Source organism: Phytopseudomonas dryadis (assembly GCF_004327355.1).
Taxonomy (GTDB): Bacteria; Pseudomonadota; Gammaproteobacteria; order Pseudomonadales; family Pseudomonadaceae; genus Aquipseudomonas; species Aquipseudomonas dryadis.
The window spans coordinates 156,599-178,954 of record NZ_QJUM01000010.1 but is presented as its reverse complement, the minus strand read 5'-3'; the positions used below and the strand labels follow the sequence as shown (position 1 = coordinate 178,954).

The following is a 22,356-nucleotide window of genomic DNA, read 5'->3' as shown; positions in this document are numbered from 1 at the left end:
TGTGCAGTCATGCGTAAATACCTGACTGGCGTCTGGGCTTGCCTGAAGCTCGGTGTGCCTTTCGATTCATCCGAGCTATTCAGCAATGAACACCTGAAAAACGCTTGACCACTAACAGAGTATCTACTGAATCGGCGCTGTTCTAGCGACTTGTAGGAGCCCCGCCCCCGGGGCGAATGGTGCAGGCGCCACCGGCAGTGCGGCAAGGCCACCATCGATTCGCGCCGAGGGCGACGCGCCTACTGAATCGGGCTGTTCTAGTGACTTGTAGGAGCCCCGCCCCCGGGGCGAATGGTGCAGGCGCCACCGGCAGTGCGGCAAGGCCACCATCGATTCGCGCCGAGGGCGACGCGCCTACTGAATCGGCGCTGTTCTAGTGACTTGTAGGAGCCCCGCCCCCGGGGCGAATGGTGCAGGCGGCGCCGGCAATGCGGCAAGGCCACCATCGATTCGCGTCGGAGGCAACGCTCCTACTGAATCGGGCTGTTCTAGTGACTTGTAGGAGCCCCGCCCCTGGGGCGAATGGTGCAGGCGGCGCCGGCAATGCGGCAAGGCCACCATCGATTCGCGCCGGAGGCGACGGACGCTCCTACGGGCAAGTGGGCCGCTCTCAGTGAATCCACTTCTTGGCGTTCTTGCCCAGGTTCCGATCCAGCACGCTGGTGAGCTTGTTCATGGCGCCGTCGATGGCCTGCTGCATTTCGCAGGCATCATAGGAAACCGACATGGGGTCGCGTCCCTTCATGCGTGCTTCCACCTTGCAGCGTTTGTCCTGTGGGCCACTTTTCAGCGCGTTCTCGTCGGAAAGATGAATTTCCACGCGGGTGAGGTGCTCCTCATAACGCTGTAGCTTGTCGCGCACCCGACCGCGTATGTCTGTCTTGAAGGCCATCGAGGTGTCGACGTGTTTTCCGCTATTGACCAGAACCTGCATAACCTTGTCCTCATGCTGGTGAGTTCACGAGCCCCTTGCCTGGGACTCATGGATTGGGACGCGCTGCGGGCGGGCAAGGTTCGTGGCGGGTTGTGACATTCTATGAGTGAAGAGCGCCTGTCAGCTCCCCGCGTACTCGGCGCGCTGGCTCAGCCCACTGCGCAGGGCATCGACCAGTTGTCTGACTTTCGGCGACAGATGGCGCTGCTGGGGATACAGCGCCCACACCGCGGTATTGGGAGGTTGATGATTGTCGAGCAAGGACACCAGGGCGCCACTGCGCAGGTGTTCGAGCACGTAGTAATCCGGTAGCTGGCACAGGCCGAGGCCGCGCAGGGCGGCATCCAGCACCGCCTGGCCGCTGTTGCAGCGCCAGTTGCCTTGCACCCGCAAGGAAGTCTCGCGGCCATCGAGCTGAAAAGTCCACAGATCGCTGCTGCCGACCAGGCAATTGTGCCGAACCAGTTCGGAGAGGCTGTGGGGGCGGCCGTAGTGCTGCAGGTAGTCGGGGGCGGCACACAGGTACATGCGGCGTGGCGCCAGGCGCGTGGCGACCATCCGCGAGTCCTGCAGGCGGCCCAGGCGGATGGCGACGTCGAAGCCTTCCTGTACCAGGTCGAGGGTGCGGTTGCTCAGCTCGATATCCACCGACAGGCGGGGGTGGCGGGCCATGAACGCGGTCACCAGGGGCACGATGAAGCGCTCGCCATAGGCCACCGCGCAGGTCATGCGCAGCAGCCCCTTGGGTTCGCTGCCCAGGTCGCCCACGGCGCGCAGCGCTTCTTCGCGGGCATCCTGCAGACGCTGGCAATGCTGCAGAAAGGTCTGCCCGGCTTCGGTCAGCGCCACCTTGCGGGTGCTGCGGTAGAACAGGCGGGTCTGCAGGCGTTCCTCCAGGCGGGCGACCTGCCGGCTCACCTGGGATGACGACAGCCCCAGGCGTTCCGCCGCCGCGGTGAACTGGCCGCATTCGGCCACCGCGACGAATTCATCCATGCCTTCCCAGCGATTCATGACTTCTCCCCGCGTCGTTCATGCGCCTACGATGCTGTGGATTATCCCTGAATGGCAATAATGTTTTGCAAACGCGCTGATTATTTACCCAGCGTCAGTCATCTACACTTCCTCCCCATTGTCGACCACTCTGGAGAGCCCCCATGATCAAGTCCCGCGCCGCCGTCGCTTTCGCGCCCAACGAGCCGCTGAAAATCGTCGAAGTGGATGTCGCGCCGCCGAAGGCGGGCGAGGTGCTGGTGCGCATCGTCGCCACCGGTGTCTGCCATACCGATGCCTATACCCTGTCCGGCGCCGACTCCGAGGGCGTATTCCCGTCGATTCTCGGCCACGAAGGCGGCGGTATCGTCGAAGCCATCGGCGAGGGCGTGACCTCGGTCGCCGTCGGCGACCACGTGATCCCGCTGTACACCGCCGAATGCCGCGAGTGCAAATTCTGCAAATCCGGCAAGACCAACCTGTGCAGTTCGGTGCGCGCCACCCAGGGCAAGGGCCTGATGCCCGACGGCACCACGCGTTTCTCCTACAACGGCGAGCCGATCTATCACTACATGGGCTGCTCGACCTTCTCCGAATACACCGTGCTGCCGGAAGTGTCCCTGGCGGTGATTCCCAAGGAGGCGCCGCTGGAAAAGGTCTGCCTGCTCGGCTGTGGCGTGACCACCGGCATCGGCGCCGTGCTCAATACCGCCAAGGTGGAAGAGGGCGCCACGGTGGCGATCTTCGGCCTGGGCGGCATCGGCCTGGCGGCGATCATCGGGGCGAAGATGGCCAAGGCCTCGCGCATCATCGCCATCGACATCAACCCGGCCAAGTTCGACGTGGCCCGCGAGCTGGGCGCGACCGACTTCGTCAATCCGAAGGATCACGACAAGCCGATCCAGGACGTGATCGTCGAGCTGACCGATGGCGGCGTGGATTACAGCTTCGAATGCGTCGGCAACGTGCAACTGATGCGCGCGGCGCTGGAGTGCGCGCACAAGGGCTGGGGCGAGTCGGTGATCATCGGCGTGGCCGGCGCCGGCCAGGAAATCAGCACCCGTCCGTTCCAGTTGGTCACCGGGCGCGTCTGGCGCGGTTCGGCCTTCGGCGGCGTCAAGGGCCGTACCGAACTGCCGAGCTATGTGGAGAAGGCGCAGAAGGGCGATATCCCGCTGGATACCTTCATCACCCACACCATGGGCCTGGAGCGGATCAACGACGCCTTCGACCTGATGCACGAAGGCAAGAGCATCCGCACCGTCATCCACTATTGACGAGAACAACGCTGGAGGCTTGAGGCTGGACGAGGATCGCTGTTTCGTTCAGCCTCCAGCGCTTTTTTCGGCTCTTTTCGTCTTTTGGGGCTTTTCATGGAAATCGTTTCCAGCAACAAGAGCTTTGGCGGCTGGCACAAGCGCTACCGCCATCGCTCCACCTCGCTCAACTGCGACATGGTGTTCGCCGTCTACCTGCCGCCACAGGCCGAGCAGGGTGCCAGGCTGCCGGTGCTGTACTGGCTCAGTGGCCTGACCTGCACCGACGAGAACTTCATGCAGAAGGCCGGTGCCCAGCGCCTGGCGGCCGAGCTCGGCCTGATCATCGTCGCCCCGGATACCAGCCCGCGTGGAGAGGGTGTGCCGGACGATGCCAATGGGGCCTATGACTTCGGCCTCGGCGCCGGCTTCTACGTCAATGCCACCCAGGAGCCCTGGGCACGCCATTACCGCATGTACGACTACGTGGTGCAGGAGCTGCCGGCGCTGATCGAGGCCAACTTCCCGGTGACGGACAAGCGCGGCATCGCCGGGCATTCCATGGGCGGCCATGGCGCGCTGATCTGTGCGCTGAAGAACCCTGGCCGCTACCGCTCGGTCTCGGCGTTTTCGCCGATCAGCAACCCGCTCGACTGCCCCTGGGGCGAGAAGGCCTTCTCCCATTACCTGGGTAGCGACCGTTCCCGCTGGCGCGAATGGGATGCCAGCGTGCTGATCGCCGAGGCCACGGAAAAGCTGCCGATCCTGGTGGATCAGGGCGACCGCGACGACTTCCTCGACGACCAGCTCAAACCCCAGGTCCTGCAGGCGGCAGCCCGGTCGGCCGGTCATCCGCTGACCCTGCGCATGCAGCCGGGCTACGACCATAGCTACTACTTCATCGCCAGCTTCATCGAGGATCATCTGCGCCATCATGCCGAGGCGTTCTCCCGGGCCTGAGAACGCCGCCCGGCACAGGGCGGCTCGGGTCTTCGCGGAAATTTGCATGGAATGTTCTCGTGCTGCCAGGAGTCAGTAGTTAGGAGCCGTTGCCGTGAATGAAACGGCACGGACCCCAGAGCAGCACGTACCCTTTCATAATCCTCGGAGAACGATTCATGGCCAGAACACCGAAGCCGAAGGCGGCGCAGCAAAAGGTCAAGGGTGATGGCATTGCCCTCAACACCAGCGTCGACAGTGCCGTGCGCGACAAGGTCGCTGACGCGCTGAGCAGGGCGGTGGCCGACAGCTACACCCTGTACGCCAAGACCCTCGGCGTGCACTGGAACGTGCAAGGCCCCAACTTCTATGGCCTGCACAAGCTGACCGACGAGCAGTACAACGAACTGCATCAGGCGGCCGATGCCATCGCCGAGCGCATCCGCGCCCTGGGCAAGCTGGCGCCGACGGGCAGCGACTCCTTCCGCAAGCTCACCGTGATCGAGAACGAAGCGCCGCACAAACCGACCCGGGAAATGATCGCCGAACTGGTCAAGGACAATGAGGCCGTGGCGCGGCGTATGAGCGAATTCGCCGAACTGGCGGACGAGGCGGGCGATCTGTTCACCCATGACATGCTGGTCGCGCGGATCGGCGTGCATGAGCAGAACGCCTGGATGTTGCGCTCCAGCCTCGGCGAATAATCCCTTTCCCAAGGAGCGCCAGCGCCGCCAACGGCGTGAGCGTGCCCATGCTCCGGCGTGGGCATGCGATCCCTGGGCGCTCCACGTCCGCATTGCCAATAGGCCCTGGAAGCTGAAAGACGCCAAACGTTGCCTGCAACCTTGTAGCCTGCCGCCGTCGTGGCAACCGCACCCGCGCGTGGCTTTCGGTTAGAATCGGCCTTTTTGCGAGGGCATCGGTTCATGCGGATTGGCCATGGCTATGATGTGCACCGTTTTGGCGAAGGCGATTTCATCACCCTGGGTGGCGTGCGCATTCCCCATCCATTCGGGCTGGTCGCCCATTCCGATGGCGATGTGCTGCTGCACGCCCTGGCCGACGCCTTGCTCGGCGCCGTGGCGCTGGGCGATATCGGCAGGCATTTCCCGGATACCGATCCCGATTTCAAGGGCGCCGACAGCCGTGTGCTGCTGCGTCACGTCGTGGGGCTGGTGCAGGCCAAGGGCTGGAAGGTCGGCAATGTCGATGCCACCCTCATCGCCCAGGCGCCGAAGATGGCGCCGCATATCGAAGCCATGCGCCAGTTGATCGCCGAGGATCTGCAGGTCGACCTCGATCAGGTCAACGTCAAGGCCACCACCACGGAAAAGCTGGGCTTCGTCGGCCGTGAGGAAGGTATCGCCGTGCACGCGGTCGCCTTGCTGGTCGGCGCATGACCGAGCTGGAACTGCTCGGCCCGCGCGCCCATGGCGAGCCCTGTGGTCAGGCCGTGCTCAAGGCCACGGCCGAGGATTTCCAGGTCGATGAAGTGCTGGATATCGAGCTGTCCGCTGCTGGCGAGCACCTGTGGCTGTGGGTCGAGAAGCGTGGCCTGAATACCGAGGATGCCGCGCGTCGCCTGGCGCGTGCCGCGGGTGTGCCCGTGCGGATGATCAGTTATGCGGGCTTGAAGGATCGCCAAGCGCTGACTCGCCAGTGGTTCAGCATCCATCTGCCGGGCAAGCGCGACCCCGATCTCGGTGCGGCCCAGGATGAAACCCTGGCCATCCTCAAGCAGGTGCGCCACTCGCGCAAGTTGCAGCGCGGCGCCCATGCCGCCAACGGCTTCACCCTGCGTCTGACCCGGTTGCAGGCTGATCGCGCCGCGCTCGACGCCCGTCTGCAGCAGATCGCCGCCCAGGGCATTCCCAACTATTACGGCGCGCAGCGTTTCGGTTTCGAGGGCGGCAACGTCGCCCACGCCCGGCACTTCGCCGAGCGCAAGGCACTGCCCGAGAAACGCAATGTGCGTTCGCGGGTGTTGTCCGCCGCGCGCAGCTTCATTTTCAATCGCGTGCTGGCCGAGCGTGTCGCCGCCGGTACCTGGAACCAGGCGTTGCCCGGCGACCTGCTGGCGTTCACCGACAGCCGCAGTTTCTTCGCCGCCGGCGAAGCCGAATGCCAGGACCCACGGCTGGCTCAGCTGGATTTGCACCCGACCGGGCCGCTGTGGGGCGAGGGCCAGTCTCCGGCAGGCGGAGCCACTCGAGTACTGGAACAGGGCATTGCCGATAGCGAGGCGCAGTTGGCCGCCTGGTTGGCAGAAGCGGGCATGGCGCACGAACGGCGTATCCTGCGCCTCCCCATTAGCGGTTTGACGTGGCATTATCCCGAGCCTGACATTCTGCAACTGGAATTCGTCCTGCCGGCTGGATGTTTCGCCACCGCACTGGTGCGCGAAATCGTCGACCTTTTGCCGACAGGGCAGACGGACAACCCATGCGTATTCTGATTTCAAACGATGACGGCGTGGCCGCACCGGGCCTCGCCGCGTTGCACGCTGCGCTGGCCGATTACGCCGACTGCACGGTGATCGCACCCGATGGTGATCGGAGCGGCGCCAGCAGTTCGCTGACCCTGGACCGCCCGCTGCACCCGTGTACCCTGGCCAACGGCTATATCAGCGTCAACGGCACGCCGACCGATTGCGTGCACCTGGGTCTCCACGGGCTGCTGCCCGAGATTGCCGATCTGGTGGTCGCCGGGATCAACCTGGGGCCCAACCTGGGCGATGACGTGCTGTATTCCGGTACCGTTGCCGCCGCCCTCGAAGGCCGTTTCCTGAGGCGTCCGGCCTTTGCCTTTTCGCTGCTCTCGCGCTCGCCGGAGAACCTGCCCACCGCCGCCTATTTCGCGCGCAAGCTGGTGGAGGCCCACGAGCAGCTCGACCTGCCGCCGCGCACGGTGCTCAACGTCAACATCCCCAACCTGCCCCTCGACCATATCCGCGGTGTGCAGTTGACCCGGCTGGGTCACCGCGCCCGCGCCGCGGCGCCGGTCAAGGTCGTCAACCCGCGCGGCAAGGAGGGGTACTGGATCGCTGCCGCCGGTGATGTCGAGGATGGTGCCCAGGGCACGGATTTCCATGCGGTGATGCAGGGCTACGTGTCGGTCACGCCTTTGCTGCTGGACCGTACCCATCGGGATGCCTTCAACCGTTTGCAACCCTGGCTGGAGGGGCTGGTGCAATGAACAGGGAGCACGACCGCCACGGTATCGGCATGACCTCGCAGCGCACGCGCGAGCGTCTGATCCAGCGTCTCTATGAAGAAGGGCTGTCCAACGCCCAGGTGCTCGAGGTCATCCGGCGCACGCCCCGGCACCTGTTCGTGGACGAGGCGCTGGCCCACCGCGCCTATGAGGACACGGCGCTGCCGATCGGCCACAACCAGACCATCTCGCAGCCTTACATGGTCGCGCGCATGAGTGAACTACTGCTGGCGGCCGGGCCGCTGGACAAGGTATTGGAGATCGGTACCGGCTCGGGTTACCAGACCGCGATCCTGGCGCAACTGGTCGAGCGGGTGTTTACCGTGGAGCGTATCCAGGGATTGCAGGAACGGGCGAAGGAACGGCTGGTCAAACTGAGTCTGCGCAACGTCGTGTTCCGCTGGGGCGACGGCTGGGAAGGCTGGCCGGCGTTGGCACCGTACAACGGCATCATCGTCACCGCGGCGGCGGCCGAAGTGCCGCAGGCGCTGCTCGACCAACTGGCTCCGGGAGGACGCCTGGTGATTCCGGTCGGGACCGGCGACGTGCAGCAGCTGCTGCTGATCGTCCGCGAGGAGCAGGGTTTTTCCCGGCATGTGCTCGATGCGGTACGGTTCGTACCCTTGCTCAACGGGCCTCTGGCCTGACCCACGCTTTAGCGGAAGGAACCATGAAAAAAACCTTGCTGTTGTATACCAAAGGGATGGCCATGGGCGCCGTCGACGTCGTGCCCGGTTTCTCGGGCGGCACCGTCGCCCTGATCACCGGCATATACGACAAGCTCCTGGGCTCCTTCGCCGCCATGCCGCAAGCGCTGATGCTGTTCGTTCGCGGCCGTATCAAGGACGCCTGGCAGGCCTGCAACGCGGGCTTTCTGCTGGTGGTACTGCTCGGCATTCTGAGCAGCATCTTCACCCTGGCGCGGGCGATCAGCTACCTGATGAACGAGCATCCGGTGCCGCTGTGGGCCTTCTTCTTCGGCCTGGTGATGGTCTCCGTGTACCTGGTCGGGCGCGAGGTCGAGGCCTGGCGGCCCAATCGCCTGGTGGGATTCGCCCTTGGCCTGTGCCTGGCCCTGTGGATCACCCTGGCCGTGCCCCTGCAGCTTTCCGCCGATCCGCTGGTGCTGTTCTTCGCCGGCGCCATCGCCATCAGCGCGATGATCCTGCCCGGTATCTCCGGTAGCTTCATCCTGGTACTGCTCGGCCTCTATCCGGTCATACTCGGGGCAGTGAAGAATCTGGATCTGGGCGTGCTCGCCATCTTCTGCGCCGGCTGCGTGCTGGGCCTGTTGAGCTTTTCCAAGTTGCTCAGCTGGTTGCTGGCGAACATGCGCGATCTGACCATGGCCTTTCTCGCTGGCCTGATGCTCGGCTCGCTGGCCAAGGTATGGCCCTGGAAACAGACGCTTTCCTGGCAGACCAACCGGCACGGCGAGGCATTCCCCCTGGTGCAGGAAAACCTGTTGCCATGGCAGTTCGCCGCTACCAGTGGCGAGGATGCGCAGTTGCTGCTGGCGCTGAGCCTGGCCTGTTGTGCGATCGTGCTGGTGCTCGGCGTCGAATGGCTGGCGCGTCGGCGCCAGCCGGACAACGATTGAGGTACCTGGACGCGTGACTTTAGCGGTCGACTCACGGCCATCGGCAAGGGAGATACGGGTGAGTTCCACAGCCATTCAAGGGCGGGTTTTCGGCAGCGGCGCACATGGCCTGCATTGCCTGTTGGCGGTCGTGATGATCGGCACGCTGCTCAGTGGCTGCGCCAGCTCACCTGCTGGCGGGGTCCAGGTGGTCGATCGCAACAATCGCGGCGTGGCGCAGCGCCAGCCGGTCACCTCCGGCCAGTATCGCGTGCAACGTGGCGATACACTTTATTCGATCGCCTTTCGCTATGGCTGGGACTGGAAAGCCCTGGCCGCGCGCAATGGCATCGCCGCTCCCTACATCATCCGCGTGGGGCAGGTCATTCGTTTCGATGGCCAGCCAGCCAGCAGTGCTCCGGTCATCGCCTCTGCGCCGGTGGTGAGTACGCCCAGCCAGCCATCCGCGCCGGTTCAGGCACCGCCAGCGCGCGCACCCAGTCAACCCGCCACGCCTGTGCCAAGCACACCCGCGACCACCCCGGTACAGCCGGTTCAGCGTTCCGCATCGGGGTGGGCCTGGCCGGCAAACGGTGCGATTATCGGACGTTTCTCCTCAAACGGTAGTTTGAATAAAGGCATTGATATCGCCGGGGAATTGGGACAGCCTGTCCTGGCTGCATCTGATGGCTCAGTTGTCTACGCCGGGAGTGGTTTACGGGGCTACGGCGAGTTGGTGATCATCAAACACAGCGATACCTATGTGAGTGCCTACGGTCACAACCGCAGGCTGTTGGTACAGGAGGGGCAACAGGTCAAAGTCGGGCAGAGGATTGCCGAGATGGGTTCCACAGGAACCGACCGGGTGAAGCTTCACTTCGAGATTCGCCGCCAGGGTAAACCTGTAGATCCATTGCAATACTTGCCGCGCCGTTGATTTGTCGCTCGTCCGTTCTCTCATGTGGGAGGGACGGGCTCGGATGTAGCCATGGAGATGGGCGGCATCAGGGCTTGCTGGTCGAACTCAGCAAGGGATGGGACAACAAAAATGGCACTCAATCCAAAAGAAGCGCCGGAGTTTGACATCGACGATGAAGTGCTCCTGATGGAGCCCGACATCGACCTGAACGATGTGGCAAGCGAGCAGGCGGGTTCGGCGCCAGCGGCGCGCGGCAAGCCCAAGCAATCCACCGGCAGCAGGCAGCACAAGTACATCGACTACACCCGGGCGCTGGACGCCACTCAGCTTTACCTCAACGAAATCGGTTTCTCACCCCTGCTCACTCCGGAAGAGGAAGTGTTCTTCGCGCGCCTGGCGCAGAAGGGCGACCCTGCCGGGCGCAAACGCATGATCGAAAGCAACCTGCGGCTGGTGGTCAAGATCGCGCGGCGTTATGTCAATCGCGGCCTTTCGCTGCTGGATCTGATCGAAGAGGGCAACCTGGGCCTGATTCGCGCCGTGGAAAAATTCGATCCGGAGCGCGGGTTCCGCTTTTCCACCTACGCCACCTGGTGGATACGCCAGACCATCGAGCGGGCGATCATGAATCAGACCCGCACCATTCGCCTGCCCATCCATGTGGTCAAGGAACTCAACGTCTACCTGCGTGCCGCGCGCGAGTTGACCCAGAAGCTCGACCACGAACCGTCCCCCGAAGAAATCGCCAACCTGCTGGAGAAGCCGGTAGGTGAGGTCAAACGCATGCTGGGCCTCAACGAACGGGTCTCTTCCGTCGATGTGTCGCTGGGCCCGGACTCCGACAAGACCCTGCTCGACACCCTCACCGACGACCGTCCGACCGATCCCTGCGAACTGCTGCAGGACGATGATCTGTCGCAGAGTATCGATCAGTGGCTGTCCGAACTGACCGACAAGCAGCGGGAAGTGGTGGTGCGGCGTTTCGGCCTGCGTGGTCATGAAAGCTGCACGCTGGAGGAGGTCGGTCAGGAGATTGGCCTGACCCGGGAACGGGTGCGCCAGATTCAGGTCGAAGCACTCAAGCGGTTGCGTGAGATCCTGGAAAAGAACGGCCTCTCCAGCGATTCACTCTTCCAGTAGCCAGGTGTTTTCAAGCAGAAAACCCGACGCCAGCCTAATGCCGGTCAGTTAAGCATTTGGCTCGCAAAACGGCGGTTTGCCCTGGCTCTGTAGGAGCCGCGACCTCGCGGCGAATCGTGGCCATATCGCGTTTTTTGCAGCATGACCACCATCGCATCGCGCCGAGGTCGGCGCTCCTACACGGGCGGCGGTTTGCCGCTTTTCTGTAGACGCCCTGCTCCTACAAAAACCTTATCTGATCGGCATTGGGCGCCAGCCGGGTTAATGAGATGGTCACCCCCACACCCTGTCAGGGCTAGGCTTTGGCAGGGTGTTTTACTTTGGAGACCATCACCATGAGCACAGTCGCACTGGTCGGTATCGATCTCGGTAAGCACAGTTTCCACCTGCACGGGCAGGACAAGGCGGGTCGAGAGGTTTTTCGCAAGAAGACGACCCGGCAGCAGATGATGCGATTGCTGGGCAAGCTGCCCAGTTGCACGGTGGTGATGGAGGCCTGCGCCGGAGCGCATTTCATTGCGCGCCAACTCAAGGTGTTCGGGCATGAGGTGAAACTGATCTCGCCGCGGTTCGTGCGTCCCTTCGTCAAGGGCAACAAGAGCGACTTCCTTGATGCCGAAGCGATCTGTGAAGCGGCCTCCCGGCCAACGATGCGCTTCGTAACGCCGAAGACCGAAGCCCAGCAAACCTTGTCGGTATTGCACCGGATGCGCGAATCCCTGGTGCGTGACCGGGCGAAGACGGCCAATCAGGCCCACGGCTTCCTGCTGGAGTTCGGTATCAGTCTGCCCAAGGGGCTGTCGCTGGTCAGGCAGCTACCGTGCACGTTGGCCGAGCACGAGTTGCCGCCGCGCCTGGTCAGGCTGCTGAGTCGCCTGCATGAGCACTTCTGCTACCTGGACGAGCAGATCAAGGCCTTGGACAAGGAAATGGCCAGCCAGCTTGCCGAGGACGATCTTGGCAGCCGGTTGCTGACGATCCCCTGCGTTGGCCCGATCACGGCCAGCCTGCTGTGTGCCGAGATGGGCGATGGCAGACAGTATGGTGGCAGTCGTGATTTCGCAGCGTCGGTGGGGTTGGTGCCACGCCAATACAGTACGGGAGGCAGGGCCAATCTGCTGGGTATCAGCAAGCGTGGCGACAAGAACCTGCGACGGCTACTGGTGCAGTGCGCCAGGGTTTACCTGCAACGCCTGGCGTTCCAGCAAGGTGCCTTGGCCGACTGGGTGCGCTCGCTACGCGAGCGGCGCCACTCGAATGTGGTGGTGTGTGCCTTGGCCAACAAGTTCGCCCGCATCGCCTGGGCGATTGCAGCCAAACACTCGGAATTTGAGGCAGGGCCAGGCGCTACCGCCGCCTGACCCCGCCATTACAGCTGTACCATGAAACACCCTTTCAGGTTTTGCGATGCTGAACAATGGATGACGTGAACGGCCCACCGGCCTGGCGAAGAACCTGACACAAAAATCGGCTCTTGGAAGCCGCCGGGTTTTTCAGGATCGCCAGGCGCGACTCTCATCGTGGCGCGGAGCATGCCCCATATGAACGCCGGATAGATTTAGGCAAGCCAACCACCCATCGCTGATCAGTATTGCAGAAACGGGGGTGACCATAGATTTTTGTGGCTTGCCATCCCCGGGCAACCCCCAGCGGCTCGTCGCCAGCGATGTGAAAAATGGTTCCCGGTAATTTTGTTCGTGTTCATGTAAGTGTTCGCTTACAGATGCTGTAAGCCATACGGGGCGTTCTGCCGTGGGAAAGATCCCTTGCCTCCATCTTCTTCAATTAATCTATTGATATATAAGAAATTATTTTTATCCGACAGGAATTGTTGGGTATTTCCGCTTCTTTATCCAAGCGGTTGTGAAGAATCGCGAAGGCATTACTATCGGAACCGTGCTTAAGGACAAGCACAGGTTGTCAAGGAAGATGACCAGGAACATCGCTGGAAGCGATTCATCAGGAAGATGATTGGAAATAAGGGAATAGGGAAAAAAGAGTGGGCGGGTAAAACCGCCCCTTTTTTTGCCTGCTGAAATGCAGGTCCGAGACTTCCTTGGGGCAGGGCAATGCGAAGCCCAGGAAAATTCCGGGAGAAATTCCTAATGCGGTCTTGCGATGGCTCGCAGGATGGCGTGCCATAAAAAATGGCCGGGAGCCATTTTTAACGTCGCTTGCGACGGCCCGAAGGGTGGCCGCCAGGGATGGCAGGCCATAAAAAATGCCGCTCACCCGGCAAGGGGAGCGGCATTCTCGAACCAGGGCGGTTTGCCGGGCCTGGGCCATCCTGGCGCCTAGCGCTCCAGGTGCTGAATCTTGTCTTTCACGCCATCCCATTCTTCGGCATCGGCCAAGGCGTCCTTGCGTTCGGTGATATTCGGCCAGATCTCCGCCAGTTCGGCGTTCAGTTCGACGAATTCTTCCATGCCGGCCGGTATTTCGTCTTCGGAGAAGATGGCCTGGGCCGGGCATTCGGGCTCGCAGAGCGCACAGTCGATGCACTCGTCCGGGTGGATCACCAGGAAATTCGGGCCTTCGTAGAAGCAGTCCACCGGACAGACTTCCACGCAGTCGGTGTACTTGCACTTGATGCAGTTGTCGGTGACGACGAAGGTCATTTCTAATTTTCTCCTCGGGCTACGGCAGGGAACTGCCCCTCATAAGCAGCTCCTCGGCTCGGGAAACTGGAGCTGTCATGCCAGGCTAGGGGCCGCAGCGCTTCCGGAGCGCGCGGGATTCTAACAGTTTGTTCGCTGCGGCGTTAGACTCGCGCTTTCCATGCATATAACAGCTCGAGCGCCTTGCGCGGGCTGAGGTCGTCTGGATTGACCTTCTGCAGCTCGTCCAGCACCGGGTGCGGCAGGCTGGCGAACAGGTCGCTCTGCATGGGCGCGACCGATTGTCCTCCCCCCTGGGCGGGCAGGTCGTGGGGCAAGCTGGTGGTTTCCAGGCGAGCCAGGTGTTCGCGGGCCCGGAGAATGACGCTGTCCGGCACCCCCGCCAGTTGCGCCACGGCCAGGCCATAGCTCTGGCTGGCTGGCCCCGGCAGAACATGGTGGAGGAAGACGATGCGCTCGTTGTGCTCGGTGGCGTTGAGGTGCACGTTGGCGACTATCGGCTGGCTTTCCGGCAATACGGTCAGTTCGAAATAGTGGGTGGCGAACAGGGTACAGGCGCGCAGGCTGGCCAGTTGCTCGGCCGCTGCCCAGGCCAGCGACAGGCCGTCGAAGGTACTGGTGCCGCGGCCTACTTCGTCCATCAGCACCAGGCTGCGTTCGCTGGCATTGTGCAGGATATTGGCGGTCTCGCTCATTTCCACCATGAAGGTCGAGCGACCACCGGCCAGGTCGTCGCTGGAGCCGATGCGGGTGAAGATGCGGTCGACCATCGACAGTTCGCAACTGGCCGCCGGTACGAAACTGCCGATATGGGCGAGCAGCACGATCAGTGCGGTCTGGCGCATGTAGGTGGATTTACCGCCCATGTTCGGGCCGGTGATGATCAGCATGCGTGTGCTGTCATCCAGTTTCAGGTCGTTGGCCACGAAGGGGCTGGTCAGCACTTGCTCCACCACCGGGTGGCGCCCCTGCACGATGCGCATGCAGGGCTCATCGACGAAGCGCGGACGGTTGAGGTCGAGATTGAGCGCACGTTCGGCCAGGTTGCTCAGCACGTCCAGTTCGGCCAGGGCGGCGGCGCTGTCCTGCAGCGGGCCCAGGTGAGCGATGAGCTTTTCCAGCAGTTCGTCGTAGAGCATCTTCTCGCGGGCCAGGGCGCGGCTCTTGGCCGACAGTGCCTTGTCCTCGAACTCTTTCAGCTCGGGGGTGATGAAGCGTTCGGCGCCTTTCAGGGTCTGGCGGCGGATGTAATCGGCAGGGGCCGACTCGGCCTGTTTGCTCGGCAGTTCGATGAAGTAGCCGTGCACGCGGTTGTAGCCGACCTTGAGGTTGGCCAGGCCGGTACGGGCCTTTTCCCGGGTTTCCAGGTCCATCAGGTACTGGCCGGCGTTCTCGCTGAGCGATTGCAGCTCGTCCAGCTCGGCGTCGTAACCGGTCTTGAGCACGCCGCCATCGCGGATCACTGCGGGCGGGTTGTCGATGATGGCCTTGGCCAGCAGCTCGGCCAGCTCCGGATAGGTGCTGACGGTGGTGGCCAGGGTGCCCAGGTGCGGCGACTCCAGCTCGGCCATCGCACGTTGCAGTTCCGGCAGCGCGGCGAGGGCATCGCGCAGGCGGGCCAGGTCCCGTGGGCGCGCGTTGCGCAGGCCGATCCGCGCGAGGATGCGCTCCAGATCGCCGATTTCCTTGAGCTGTGGCTGCAGGGTTTCGAAGCGGTAGCGTTCCAGCAGACAGGCGATCGACTCCTGGCGGCCTTCGAGAATCGCGCGATCGCGTAGCGGACGGTTCAGCCAGCGCCCGAGCAGGCGGCTGCCCATGGCGGTCTGGCAACGGTCGACCACCGATTGCAGGGTGTTGTCGCGGCCGCCGGCCAGGTTCACGTCCAGTTCCAAGTTGCGGCGGCTGGCGCCGTCGAGGATCACCGTGTCGTCGAGGCGTTCGTGGCGCAGGCTGCGCAGGTGCGGCAGGGCGGTGCGCTGGGTTTCCTTGGCGTAGGCCAGCAGGCAGCCGGCAGCGCCGATGGCCAGGGTCAGGTTTTCGCAGCCGAAGCCCTTCAGGTCCTGGGTGGCGAACTGTTGGCACAGGCTCTTGTGCGCGGAGTCGCGTTCGAAATCCCAGGGCGCGCGGCGGCGCGAACCGCGGCGTTTCTCGGCCGGCAGGCCCTGGGGCCAGTCATCGGGGATCAGCAGTTCGACCGGGTTGAGGCGCTCGAGCTCGGCCAGCAGGTTTTCCCAGCCCTGGATCTCCAGCACGCTGAAGCGGCCGCTGGTGATGTCCAGCACCGCCAGGCCGAACAGCCGCTCGTCGCCGAGTACGGCCGCCAGCAGGTTGTCGCGGCGTTCGTCGAGCAGGGCTTCGTCGCTGATCGTGCCGGGGGTGATGATGCGTACCACCTGGCGCTCGACCGGGCCCTTGCTGGTGGCCGGATCGCCGATCTGCTCGCAGATGACCACGGATTCGCCGAGCTTGACCAGTTTGGCCAGGTAGCCCTCCACGGAGTGGTAGGGAATGCCGCACATCGGAATCGCCTGCCCGGCGGACTGTCCGCGGGCGGTGAGGGTGATGTCGAGAAGCTTGGCGGCCTTCTTCGCGTCTTCATAGAAGATCTCGTAGAAGTCGCCCATGCGATAGAACATCAGCTGGTCGGGATGCTGGTTCTTCAGTTTCCAGTACTGTTGCATCATCGGGGTGTGGGAACTGAGGTCGCTTTGGCTCATCGTGTCGAGTGTCCGGCTGAATTGCAAAAACGCCTAGTGTACGGTATCCCACCGCCTGGCTTTAACCCCGGAGTGCAGATGAATATGAATGATCGGTCCCTGACCCGGCTCGCCGCCGAGCTTGGCGAGGGTTTGCTCGCCCACGCGTCGCAGGTGACCACCGCCGAATCCTGCACGGGTGGCGGCATCGCCGAGGCGATCACGCGGATTCCGGGCAGCTCGGCCTGGTTCGAGGCGGGGTTCGTCACCTATTCCAATGCGCAGAAGAGCCGCCAGCTGGCAGTACCCGAAGCCCTGTTCGCCTCGGTTGGCGCGGTCAGTCGTGAGGTGGTGGAGGCCATGGTGCGTGGCGCCCAGGCACAGAGTGGCGCGCGTTACGCGGTCGCGGTCAGCGGGATCGCGGGCCCGGATGGCGGCAGTGCGGAGAAGCCGGTGGGGACCGTGTGGATCGCCTGGGGCGACGGAGAACGGCTGTTCAGCGCCCGCCATCTGTTCCCGGGGGCGCGCGAGCAGGTACGCCGACAAACCGTGGCGAGCGCCTTGCAGGGGCTGCTGAAACTGCTCGCCGAAGAAAATCCATCAACGGGGTAGGCGAGCGACTTGCCCTGTGGAATAATACTGTCTACTTATACAGTAATTGGCCGTCAGGCCCTTCTGATCACGTGAGGACTGCAATGGACGAGAACAAGAAGCGCGCTTTGGCGGCTGCACTGGGCCAGATCGAAAAGCAATTCGGCAAAGGCGCGGTCATGCGCATGGGCGATCACGATCGCCAGGCCATCCCGGCCATTTCCACCGGTTCCCTGGGGCTGGATATCGCCCTCGGCATTGGCGGCCTGCCCAAGGGCCGTATCGTCGAGATCTACGGGCCGGAATCCTCCGGCAAGACCACGCTGACCCTGTCGGTGATCGCCGAAGCGCAGAAGCTGGGCGCCACCTGTGCCTTCGTCGATGCCGAGCACGCCCTGGACCCGGACTACGCCGGCAAGCTGGGGGTGAATGTCGACGACCTGCTGGTTTCCCAGCCGGATACCGGCGAGCAGGCCCTGGAAATCACCGACATGCTGGTGCGTTCCAATGCCATCGACGTGATCATCGTCGACTCGGTGGCGGCGCTGGTGCCGAAAGCTGAAATCGAAGGTGAAATGGGCGACATGCACGTCGGCCTGCAGGCCCGTCTGATGTCCCAGGCGCTGCGCAAGATCACCGGCAATATCAAGAACGCCAACTGCCTGGTGATCTTCATCAACCAGATCCGCATGAAGATCGGCGTGATGTTCGGCAGCCCGGAAACCACCACCGGTGGCAACGCCCTGAAGTTCTATGCCTCGGTACGCCTGGATATCCGTCGTACCGGTGCGGTGAAGGAAGGCGACGAGGTGGTCGGCAGCGAAACCCGCGTCAAGGTGGTCAAGAACAAGGTGGCGCCGCCTTTCCGCCAGGCCGAGTTCCAGATCCTCTATGGCAAGGGTATCTACCGCAACGGCGAGATCATCGACCTGGGCGTGCAGCAGGGCCTGGTCGAGAAGTCCGGTGCCTGGTACAGCTACCAGGGCAACAAGATCGGCCAGGGCAAGGCCAATGCGGCCAAGTACCTGGAGGACAACCCGGAAGTGGGTCGCGCCATCGAGGGTCTGATCCGCGAGAAGCTGCTCGTCGTCAGCCCGACGGTCAAGGCCCATTCGGCTGTCGAAGCAGACGTCGACGCCTGATTCAGCTCCGTGCCCGTGATACTGGACAACCTGCTTGCGGTGCGCCATGCCGCGATGGACCTGTTGGCGCGCCGCGAGCATGGTCGTGTCGAGCTGGCGCGTAAGCTGCGTCAGCGTGGCGCCAGTGATGAGCATATCGACACGGCCCTCGATCGCCTCGGCGAAGAAGGGCTGTTGTCCGAAGCACGTTATCTCGAGAGTTTCGTCAGCTACCGTGCCCGTTCCGGGCATGGGCCGTTGCGTATCCGCGAGGAGCTGGTCCAGCGGGGTCTGGCCCGTGCCGATGTCGACCAGGCCCTGCGCGACAGCGGTATCGATTGGCGCGAAGCGCTGCGGGAAACCTGGCAACGCAAGTTCGCCGGCGAGTTGCCCAGGGATGTCCGCGAGCGTGCCCGGCAGGGGCGCTTTCTCGGTTATCGCGGTTATCCCATGGATCTGGTGGGGCAACTGCTGCGCGGCGCGGGCGATGAGTAGCCAACCGTCGATGAGCGCCTGAGCACCTCCAGCCCTTCAAGCCCCGCCCCATTCCCCGACACCTTTGCCGCTCCAGGCTGTGCCGCTACCCTTTGCGGGTGCTGTCCTGGCGCCAGTACCGTGGCTGGTTGAGGGTGTTGAGCAGTTCACGCAGCCTGCCGGCGCTGCGTCCGCTGAAGGCGAAGGCCAGGCGTGGCAGGTTGCGCAGTTCCGGTTCGTCCTGTTCCGATGCGCAGCAGGGCTGCTGCTGGAAGCCTCCGCTTTTGCACAGGTCGACGAAGTTCTGGTTCAGGTATTCCAGGGCTTCATCGGTCAGCGCGTGGTTGAGGCGGATGACGAACTGATCCTTCAGCCAGCGGCTGGAGTGGAAATTGCTGTAGAAACGGGCGATTTCCTCGGCCGCGTCTTCGACGCTGTAGACCAGCCGCATCAGGTTCATGTCGCTGGCGAGGATGTAGCCGTTGCTGTCGAGGTTCTGCTGGATGTAGTCGATCAGGCTCTGCCAGAAGTTGCCGCCGGGCTCGTCGAGCAGTACCACCGGAACCAGCGGGCTTTTACCGGTCTGGATCAGGGTGATCACTTCGAGGGCTTCGTCCAGGGTGCCGAAGCCGCCGGGGCAGAGTACCAGTGCGTCGGCCTCCTTGACGAAGAACAGCTTGCGCAGAAAGAAGAAGTGGAAGGACAGCAGGTTGTCGCTGCCTTGCATGGTGGCATTGGCGCTCTGTTCGAACGGCAGGGTGATGTTGAAGCCCAGGCTGTTTTCCCGGCCAGCCCCCTCATGGGCCGCCGCCATGATGCCGCCGCCGGCCCCGGTGATGACCATCAGGTCGTAACGCGCCAGGGTGGCGCCCAGGTCCCGGGCCAGCGCATACACCGGATGGCCGGGCGGAGTGCGTGCGGAGCCGAAGACGGTGACCTTGCGGCGTCGCTTGAAGCGTTCCAGCACACTGAAGGCCTGCTCCATTTCGCGCAGGGTCTGCAGCATGATCTTGGCATCCCAGCGATTGCGATCGGCCTGGGCCATGCGCACCACGGTGGTCAGCATTTCCCGGTACAGCGCAAGGTTCGGGCTGTTCGGGGGAACGATCTGGGCGGCCAGTTCGTCGAGTCTATCGGCCAGTTCCGGGCCGGTGGTCTGGACGTGGCGGGACAGGTGGGCGTCCGGTTCGTAAGACATTCTATTTCTCCTTGTGCCGCGGCACTCTGCTTCAGCGCCCGGCAGCGACCCCGGGCTGCGGGGTGTGCCGTGCAAGGCGTTGCACCGGCATTACAGGCTGCAATCACCCCTGCTGAAACGCTCGGTGGTGACCGGGCGGTTACTCTGGATTTCACTGAATTGATAACTGAGCACCGCGCCGCTCACCAGCAGGCGACGGTAGCCGGCGTTGCTGCAGACGCTGTTGGCCAGCTGCGCGCGAACCGTATCGGGGTTGCCGCGCATCTGCGCGGCGTGCCCGGGGCGAACGCTGAGATGGTTGATCAGTTCGTTGCCTTCGACGGTGTAACCCTGGTCGAGGATGTCCTCGTTGATGGCGCGCGGCGTGCCGACGCTGCTTTCCCGCGCCACTTTTTCCAGCATCTGCGTCAGCTCGTGACTTTTGAGCGAAGCGGCGTGCGCCACTGGAAACGACAAGGCGATAAGCAGGGCGGACAGGGCGAAGCGCGGCATTGGGAAACTCCTGAAGGCTGTGGTCGGTATAGACCCGTACCGACCCTTTATGTTCGTTTCGGCGTATAGCCGAGCGGATGCTGATTGTAGCGATGTTATCAATGGGGGCCGTTTCTTGCTGCCGGCATCCTCGATCCACAACCTGGAGTCGGTGCAACTGACCTGCTGTTTCGTCAGACCTCCGCAGGGGCCAACCGCGGCGACAACCGCTCGCTGGCCGCAGTGGCGTAATACCATTCAGTTAAGCATTTGGTCTGCAAAACGGCGGCTTGCCCTGGCTCTGTAGGAGCCGCGACCCCGCGGCGATTGGCGGCCGTGACACGCTTTGTGTGATGGCCACGATCGCATCGCGCCGAGGTCGACGCTCTTACAACGGTCGGCGGTTTGCCGCTCTTCTGCAGGCGCCCTCTGTTCCTACAAAAAACTTATCTGACATAGCTTCTAACCCTGGCCGGCGCGCTGGCTGGTAAACTGCGCGCCCGTTCCCTGCCTGCGCCGACCATGCCTTTACTCGCTCAGCTCCGTCACCACCCGTGTTCGCCCCTGCAATCGTGCGCGCCGGCCTGTCGGGGGGCGCAGCCGTGAGCCACGCCGTTGCCGTCTTGCGCGCCGCGCGCCTGGCCCGCAGCGCCAAGCCGTTCCTGGCGCGTGGCTCCAAGGCCGAGCGTTGCCCGGCCTGCCGTCTGGCGCGCAGCCACTGCCTGTGCGCCTGGCGCCCGCAGGTGTCGGCGGCGTCGGGCGTATGCCTGCTGATGCACGATGTCGAAGCGCTCAAGCCGAGCAATACCGGCTGGCTGATCGCCGATGTGATCGAGGACACCTCGGCATTCGGCTGGTCGCGCACCGAGGTCGACGCCCAGTTGCCGGCTTTGCTCGATGACCCGCAGTGGCAGCCTTACCTGGTCTTTCCGGGAGAATATGCCGGGCCCGAGCGCGTGGTGAGCTCGGTGCAGGTGGAGGAGGGCAGGCGCCCGCTGTTCGTGCTGCTCGATGCGACCTGGACGCAGGCGCGCAAGATGTTTCGCAAGAGTCCGTACCTGGATCGCCTACCGGTACTCGGCCTGCAGCCGGAAACCCTGTCGCGCTATCGCCTGCGCCGTTCCAAGCGCGACGATCACCTGTGCACCGCCGAGGTTGCCGCCTTGTGCCTGGAGCTGGCCGGCGATGTCCGCGCCGCCGATGCCCTGAACGCCTACCTGGATGTGTTCAGCCAGCACTACCTGGCGGCCAAGGCGCCGCGCGCCGTCGACCTGGAGGATGCGCTGCACCAGCGGCTCAAGACCTTTCTGTAACGGCTTGGAGGCTTTTCGGCCACAGCTGCGCCAGCAGCATGCCGGCGAACATCAGCGCGCAACCGATGTAGCCGCGTACGGCAAGCGACTCTCCCAGTAGCAGCGCTCCGGCGAGCGCCGCGAATACCGCCTCCAGGGAAAGAATGATCGCCGCGTGGGAGGCGATGGCGTGCTTCTGCGCCACCACCTGCAGGGTGAAGCCCACCGCCACGCCGAAGACGCCGCCATAGAGAATCGCCGGCGCCGCGGCGATGATCGAGGCGTCGCGCAGATCCTCGAAGATCCAGGCCAGCAGCAGGCTGATGAAGGCGCAGGTGGCGAACTGTACGATGGCCAGCAGCAGCGGGTCGTGGCGTCCGGCGAAAAAGCCCACCAGCAGCACATGCACGCCCCAGACGAAGGCCCCGGCCAGTTGCAGCCAGTCGCCGGCGGCGACCTGAAAGCCGTCCCCGACACTGAGCAGGAACATGCCAACCACCGCCAGTGACGCGCCCAGCCAGATGCCGAGGCCGGTCTTGTGGCCGAGAAACAGGCCGAGCAGCGGCACGACGATGACGTACAGGCCGGTGATGAAGCCGGCATTGGTGACGCTGGTGAACAACAGCCCGACCTGTTGCAGGTTGATGCCCAGGGCCAGTACCGCGCCCATCAGGCAACCGCCCAGCAAGAGGGGCTGGCTCAGCACCCTGGCGGGCTTGCGAGCGGAACGCCGATGCAGCAGCAGGATCAGCGGGAGCAGGATGAGCACGGCCAGGGCGAAGCGCAACCCGCTGTAGAGAAACGGGCCGATGGCGTCCATCCCCAGGCGCTGGGCGACGAAAGCCGAGCCCCAGATCAGCGCGGTCAGCAGCATCAACAGGTCGGCGCGCAGGGCGTGGTTTGGCATGATCGGGCTCTCGGC

At 63.6% G+C, this 22,356-nt stretch carries 22 protein-coding genes; 15 read left to right on the top strand and 7 right to left on the bottom strand.

Annotated elements, in window-relative coordinates:
- Window positions 1-610: 610 nt before the first annotated feature.
- Together DNK34_RS10950 and DNK34_RS10945 are read right to left on the bottom strand one after the other, a co-directional pair.
- Complete coding sequence (locus DNK34_RS10950) at window positions 611-934, bottom strand: HPF/RaiA family ribosome-associated protein (RefSeq protein WP_131174751.1); 324 nt, start codon at window positions 932-934, stop codon at window positions 611-613.
- Window positions 935-1,054: 120 nt separating this feature from the next.
- On the bottom strand, window positions 1,055-1,948 hold the full coding sequence (locus DNK34_RS10945) for a LysR substrate-binding domain-containing protein (RefSeq protein WP_131174750.1): 894 nt from the start codon (window positions 1,946-1,948) through the stop codon (window positions 1,055-1,057).
- A 143-nt stretch (window positions 1,949-2,091) separates the two neighbouring features.
- Between DNK34_RS10945 and DNK34_RS10940 the strand changes: the two genes are divergently transcribed.
- The 11 genes from DNK34_RS10940 (at window position 2,092) to DNK34_RS10890 (ending at window position 12,334) form a co-directional block, all read left to right on the top strand.
- A complete protein-coding gene (locus tag DNK34_RS10940; RefSeq protein ID WP_131174749.1) occupies window positions 2,092-3,204 on the top strand; it encodes an S-(hydroxymethyl)glutathione dehydrogenase/class III alcohol dehydrogenase in 1,113 nt (370 codons plus the stop codon).
- A gap of 96 nt (window positions 3,205-3,300) precedes the next feature.
- Window positions 3,301-4,143 carry an S-formylglutathione hydrolase gene (gene fghA, locus DNK34_RS10935; RefSeq protein ID WP_131174748.1) on the top strand — a complete coding sequence of 281 codons (843 nt, stop codon included), beginning with the start codon at window positions 3,301-3,303 and terminating at the stop codon, window positions 4,141-4,143.
- Between the two features lie 158 nt (window positions 4,144-4,301).
- Window positions 4,302-4,826, top strand: coding sequence for a Dps family protein (locus DNK34_RS10930; RefSeq protein ID WP_131174747.1), 525 nt, complete (start codon window positions 4,302-4,304; stop codon window positions 4,824-4,826).
- A 222-nt stretch (window positions 4,827-5,048) separates the two neighbouring features.
- The gene (gene ispF / locus DNK34_RS10925) at window positions 5,049-5,522 is read left to right on the top strand and encodes a 2-C-methyl-D-erythritol 2,4-cyclodiphosphate synthase (RefSeq protein ID WP_131174746.1); all 474 of its coding nucleotides are present in this window, start codon (window positions 5,049-5,051) and stop codon (window positions 5,520-5,522) included.
- Window positions 5,519-6,577 (top strand): tRNA pseudouridine(13) synthase TruD, encoded by a 1,059-nt coding sequence (gene truD / locus DNK34_RS10920; RefSeq protein ID WP_131174745.1) that lies wholly within the window; start codon window positions 5,519-5,521, stop codon window positions 6,575-6,577. Before ispF ends, truD begins: the two co-directional genes overlap by 4 nt.
- Window positions 6,565-7,317 carry a 5'/3'-nucleotidase SurE gene (surE, locus tag DNK34_RS10915; protein WP_131174744.1) on the top strand — a complete coding sequence of 251 codons (753 nt, stop codon included), beginning with the start codon at window positions 6,565-6,567 and terminating at the stop codon, window positions 7,315-7,317. The genes truD and surE overlap by 13 nt, the downstream gene beginning before the upstream one ends.
- Window positions 7,314-7,982, top strand: a complete 669-nt coding sequence (locus DNK34_RS10910; protein WP_131174743.1) for a protein-L-isoaspartate(D-aspartate) O-methyltransferase — start codon at window positions 7,314-7,316, stop codon at window positions 7,980-7,982. Before surE ends, DNK34_RS10910 begins: the two co-directional genes overlap by 4 nt.
- 23 nt (window positions 7,983-8,005) lie before the next feature.
- Window positions 8,006-8,935: a polyprenyl-phosphate transporter gene (locus tag DNK34_RS10905; RefSeq protein ID WP_131174742.1), complete on the top strand. Its 930-nt coding sequence runs from the start codon at window positions 8,006-8,008 to the stop codon at window positions 8,933-8,935.
- A 58-nt stretch (window positions 8,936-8,993) separates the two neighbouring features.
- Window positions 8,994-9,851, top strand: coding sequence for a peptidoglycan DD-metalloendopeptidase family protein (locus DNK34_RS10900; RefSeq protein WP_411269303.1), 858 nt, complete (start codon window positions 8,994-8,996; stop codon window positions 9,849-9,851).
- A 111-nt stretch (window positions 9,852-9,962) separates the two neighbouring features.
- Window positions 9,963-10,973, top strand: a complete 1,011-nt coding sequence (gene rpoS / locus DNK34_RS10895) for an RNA polymerase sigma factor RpoS (RefSeq protein ID WP_131174741.1) — start codon at window positions 9,963-9,965, stop codon at window positions 10,971-10,973.
- Window positions 10,974-11,308: 335 nt separating this feature from the next.
- Complete coding sequence (locus tag DNK34_RS10890) at window positions 11,309-12,334, top strand: IS110 family RNA-guided transposase (protein WP_131174759.1); 1,026 nt, start codon at window positions 11,309-11,311, stop codon at window positions 12,332-12,334.
- A gap of 933 nt (window positions 12,335-13,267) precedes the next feature.
- On the opposite strand, the gene fdxA is transcribed toward DNK34_RS10890, so the two are convergent.
- Both fdxA and mutS read right to left on the bottom strand, forming a co-directional pair.
- On the bottom strand, window positions 13,268-13,591 hold the full coding sequence (gene fdxA, locus DNK34_RS10885; protein ID WP_131174740.1) for a ferredoxin FdxA: 324 nt from the start codon (window positions 13,589-13,591) through the stop codon (window positions 13,268-13,270).
- Between the two features lie 143 nt (window positions 13,592-13,734).
- Window positions 13,735-16,308, bottom strand: coding sequence for a DNA mismatch repair protein MutS (gene mutS, locus DNK34_RS10880; protein WP_131174739.1), 2,574 nt, complete (start codon window positions 16,306-16,308; stop codon window positions 13,735-13,737).
- A gap of 78 nt (window positions 16,309-16,386) precedes the next feature.
- Between mutS and DNK34_RS10875 the strand changes: the two genes are divergently transcribed.
- From DNK34_RS10875 to recX, 3 genes are all read left to right on the top strand, one after another.
- Window positions 16,387-16,899, top strand: coding sequence for a CinA family protein (locus DNK34_RS10875; protein ID WP_131174738.1), 513 nt, complete (start codon window positions 16,387-16,389; stop codon window positions 16,897-16,899).
- 83 nt (window positions 16,900-16,982) lie between these two features.
- Window positions 16,983-18,020, top strand: a complete 1,038-nt coding sequence (gene recA, locus DNK34_RS10870; protein ID WP_131174737.1) for a recombinase RecA — start codon at window positions 16,983-16,985, stop codon at window positions 18,018-18,020.
- Between the two features lie 9 nt (window positions 18,021-18,029).
- The gene (recX, locus tag DNK34_RS10865) at window positions 18,030-18,494 is read left to right on the top strand and encodes a recombination regulator RecX (RefSeq protein ID WP_131174736.1); all 465 of its coding nucleotides are present in this window, start codon (window positions 18,030-18,032) and stop codon (window positions 18,492-18,494) included.
- 85 nt (window positions 18,495-18,579) lie between these two features.
- Here the strand turns inward: recX and DNK34_RS10860 are convergent, their stop codons facing one another.
- Together DNK34_RS10860 and DNK34_RS10855 are read right to left on the bottom strand one after the other, a co-directional pair.
- The gene (locus tag DNK34_RS10860) at window positions 18,580-19,671 is read right to left on the bottom strand and encodes an LOG family protein (protein ID WP_131174735.1); all 1,092 of its coding nucleotides are present in this window, start codon (window positions 19,669-19,671) and stop codon (window positions 18,580-18,582) included.
- Between the two features lie 90 nt (window positions 19,672-19,761).
- Window positions 19,762-20,163, bottom strand: a complete 402-nt coding sequence (locus DNK34_RS10855; RefSeq protein WP_131174734.1) for a quorum-sensing-regulated virulence factor family protein — start codon at window positions 20,161-20,163, stop codon at window positions 19,762-19,764.
- Between the two features lie 581 nt (window positions 20,164-20,744).
- Here DNK34_RS10855 and DNK34_RS10850 point away from each other — a divergent pair.
- Complete coding sequence (locus tag DNK34_RS10850; protein ID WP_131174733.1) at window positions 20,745-21,455, top strand: tRNA-uridine aminocarboxypropyltransferase; 711 nt, start codon at window positions 20,745-20,747, stop codon at window positions 21,453-21,455.
- On the opposite strand, the gene DNK34_RS10845 is transcribed toward DNK34_RS10850, so the two are convergent.
- Window positions 21,439-22,341, bottom strand: a complete 903-nt coding sequence (locus tag DNK34_RS10845) for a DMT family transporter (protein ID WP_131174732.1) — start codon at window positions 22,339-22,341, stop codon at window positions 21,439-21,441. The genes DNK34_RS10850 and DNK34_RS10845 overlap by 17 nt on opposite strands.
- Between the last annotated feature and the right edge of the window lie 15 nt (window positions 22,342-22,356).

Bases quoted from the DNA above. Each gene is read 5' to 3' on its own strand.
- DNK34_RS10890 (WP_131174759.1), top strand. From the start codon at position 11,309: ATGAGCACAGTCGCACTGGTCGGTATCGATCTCGGTAAGCACAGTTTC.
- DNK34_RS10860 (WP_131174735.1), bottom strand. From the start codon at position 19,671: ATGTCTTACGAACCGGACGCCCACCTGTCCCGCCACGTCCAGACCACC.
- truD (WP_131174745.1), top strand. From the start codon at position 5,519: ATGACCGAGCTGGAACTGCTCGGCCCGCGCGCCCATGGCGAGCCCTGT.
- recA (WP_131174737.1), top strand. From the start codon at position 16,983: ATGGACGAGAACAAGAAGCGCGCTTTGGCGGCTGCACTGGGCCAGATC.
- ispF (WP_131174746.1), top strand. From the start codon at position 5,049: ATGCGGATTGGCCATGGCTATGATGTGCACCGTTTTGGCGAAGGCGAT.
- DNK34_RS10950 (WP_131174751.1), bottom strand. From the start codon at position 934: ATGCAGGTTCTGGTCAATAGCGGAAAACACGTCGACACCTCGATGGCC.
- DNK34_RS10930 (WP_131174747.1), top strand. From the start codon at position 4,302: ATGGCCAGAACACCGAAGCCGAAGGCGGCGCAGCAAAAGGTCAAGGGT.
- DNK34_RS10940 (WP_131174749.1), top strand. From the start codon at position 2,092: ATGATCAAGTCCCGCGCCGCCGTCGCTTTCGCGCCCAACGAGCCGCTG.
- fdxA (WP_131174740.1), bottom strand. From the start codon at position 13,591: ATGACCTTCGTCGTCACCGACAACTGCATCAAGTGCAAGTACACCGAC.
- surE (WP_131174744.1), top strand. From the start codon at position 6,565: ATGCGTATTCTGATTTCAAACGATGACGGCGTGGCCGCACCGGGCCTC.
- DNK34_RS10945 (WP_131174750.1), bottom strand. From the start codon at position 1,948: ATGAATCGCTGGGAAGGCATGGATGAATTCGTCGCGGTGGCCGAATGC.
- mutS (WP_131174739.1), bottom strand. From the start codon at position 16,308: ATGAGCCAAAGCGACCTCAGTTCCCACACCCCGATGATGCAACAGTAC.
- DNK34_RS10910 (WP_131174743.1), top strand. From the start codon at position 7,314: ATGAACAGGGAGCACGACCGCCACGGTATCGGCATGACCTCGCAGCGC.
- DNK34_RS10845 (WP_131174732.1), bottom strand. From the start codon at position 22,341: ATGCCAAACCACGCCCTGCGCGCCGACCTGTTGATGCTGCTGACCGCG.
- DNK34_RS10905 (WP_131174742.1), top strand. From the start codon at position 8,006: ATGAAAAAAACCTTGCTGTTGTATACCAAAGGGATGGCCATGGGCGCC.
- fghA (WP_131174748.1), top strand. From the start codon at position 3,301: ATGGAAATCGTTTCCAGCAACAAGAGCTTTGGCGGCTGGCACAAGCGC.
- rpoS (WP_131174741.1), top strand. From the start codon at position 9,963: ATGGCACTCAATCCAAAAGAAGCGCCGGAGTTTGACATCGACGATGAA.
- DNK34_RS10875 (WP_131174738.1), top strand. From the start codon at position 16,387: ATGAATATGAATGATCGGTCCCTGACCCGGCTCGCCGCCGAGCTTGGC.
- DNK34_RS10855 (WP_131174734.1), bottom strand. From the start codon at position 20,163: ATGCCGCGCTTCGCCCTGTCCGCCCTGCTTATCGCCTTGTCGTTTCCA.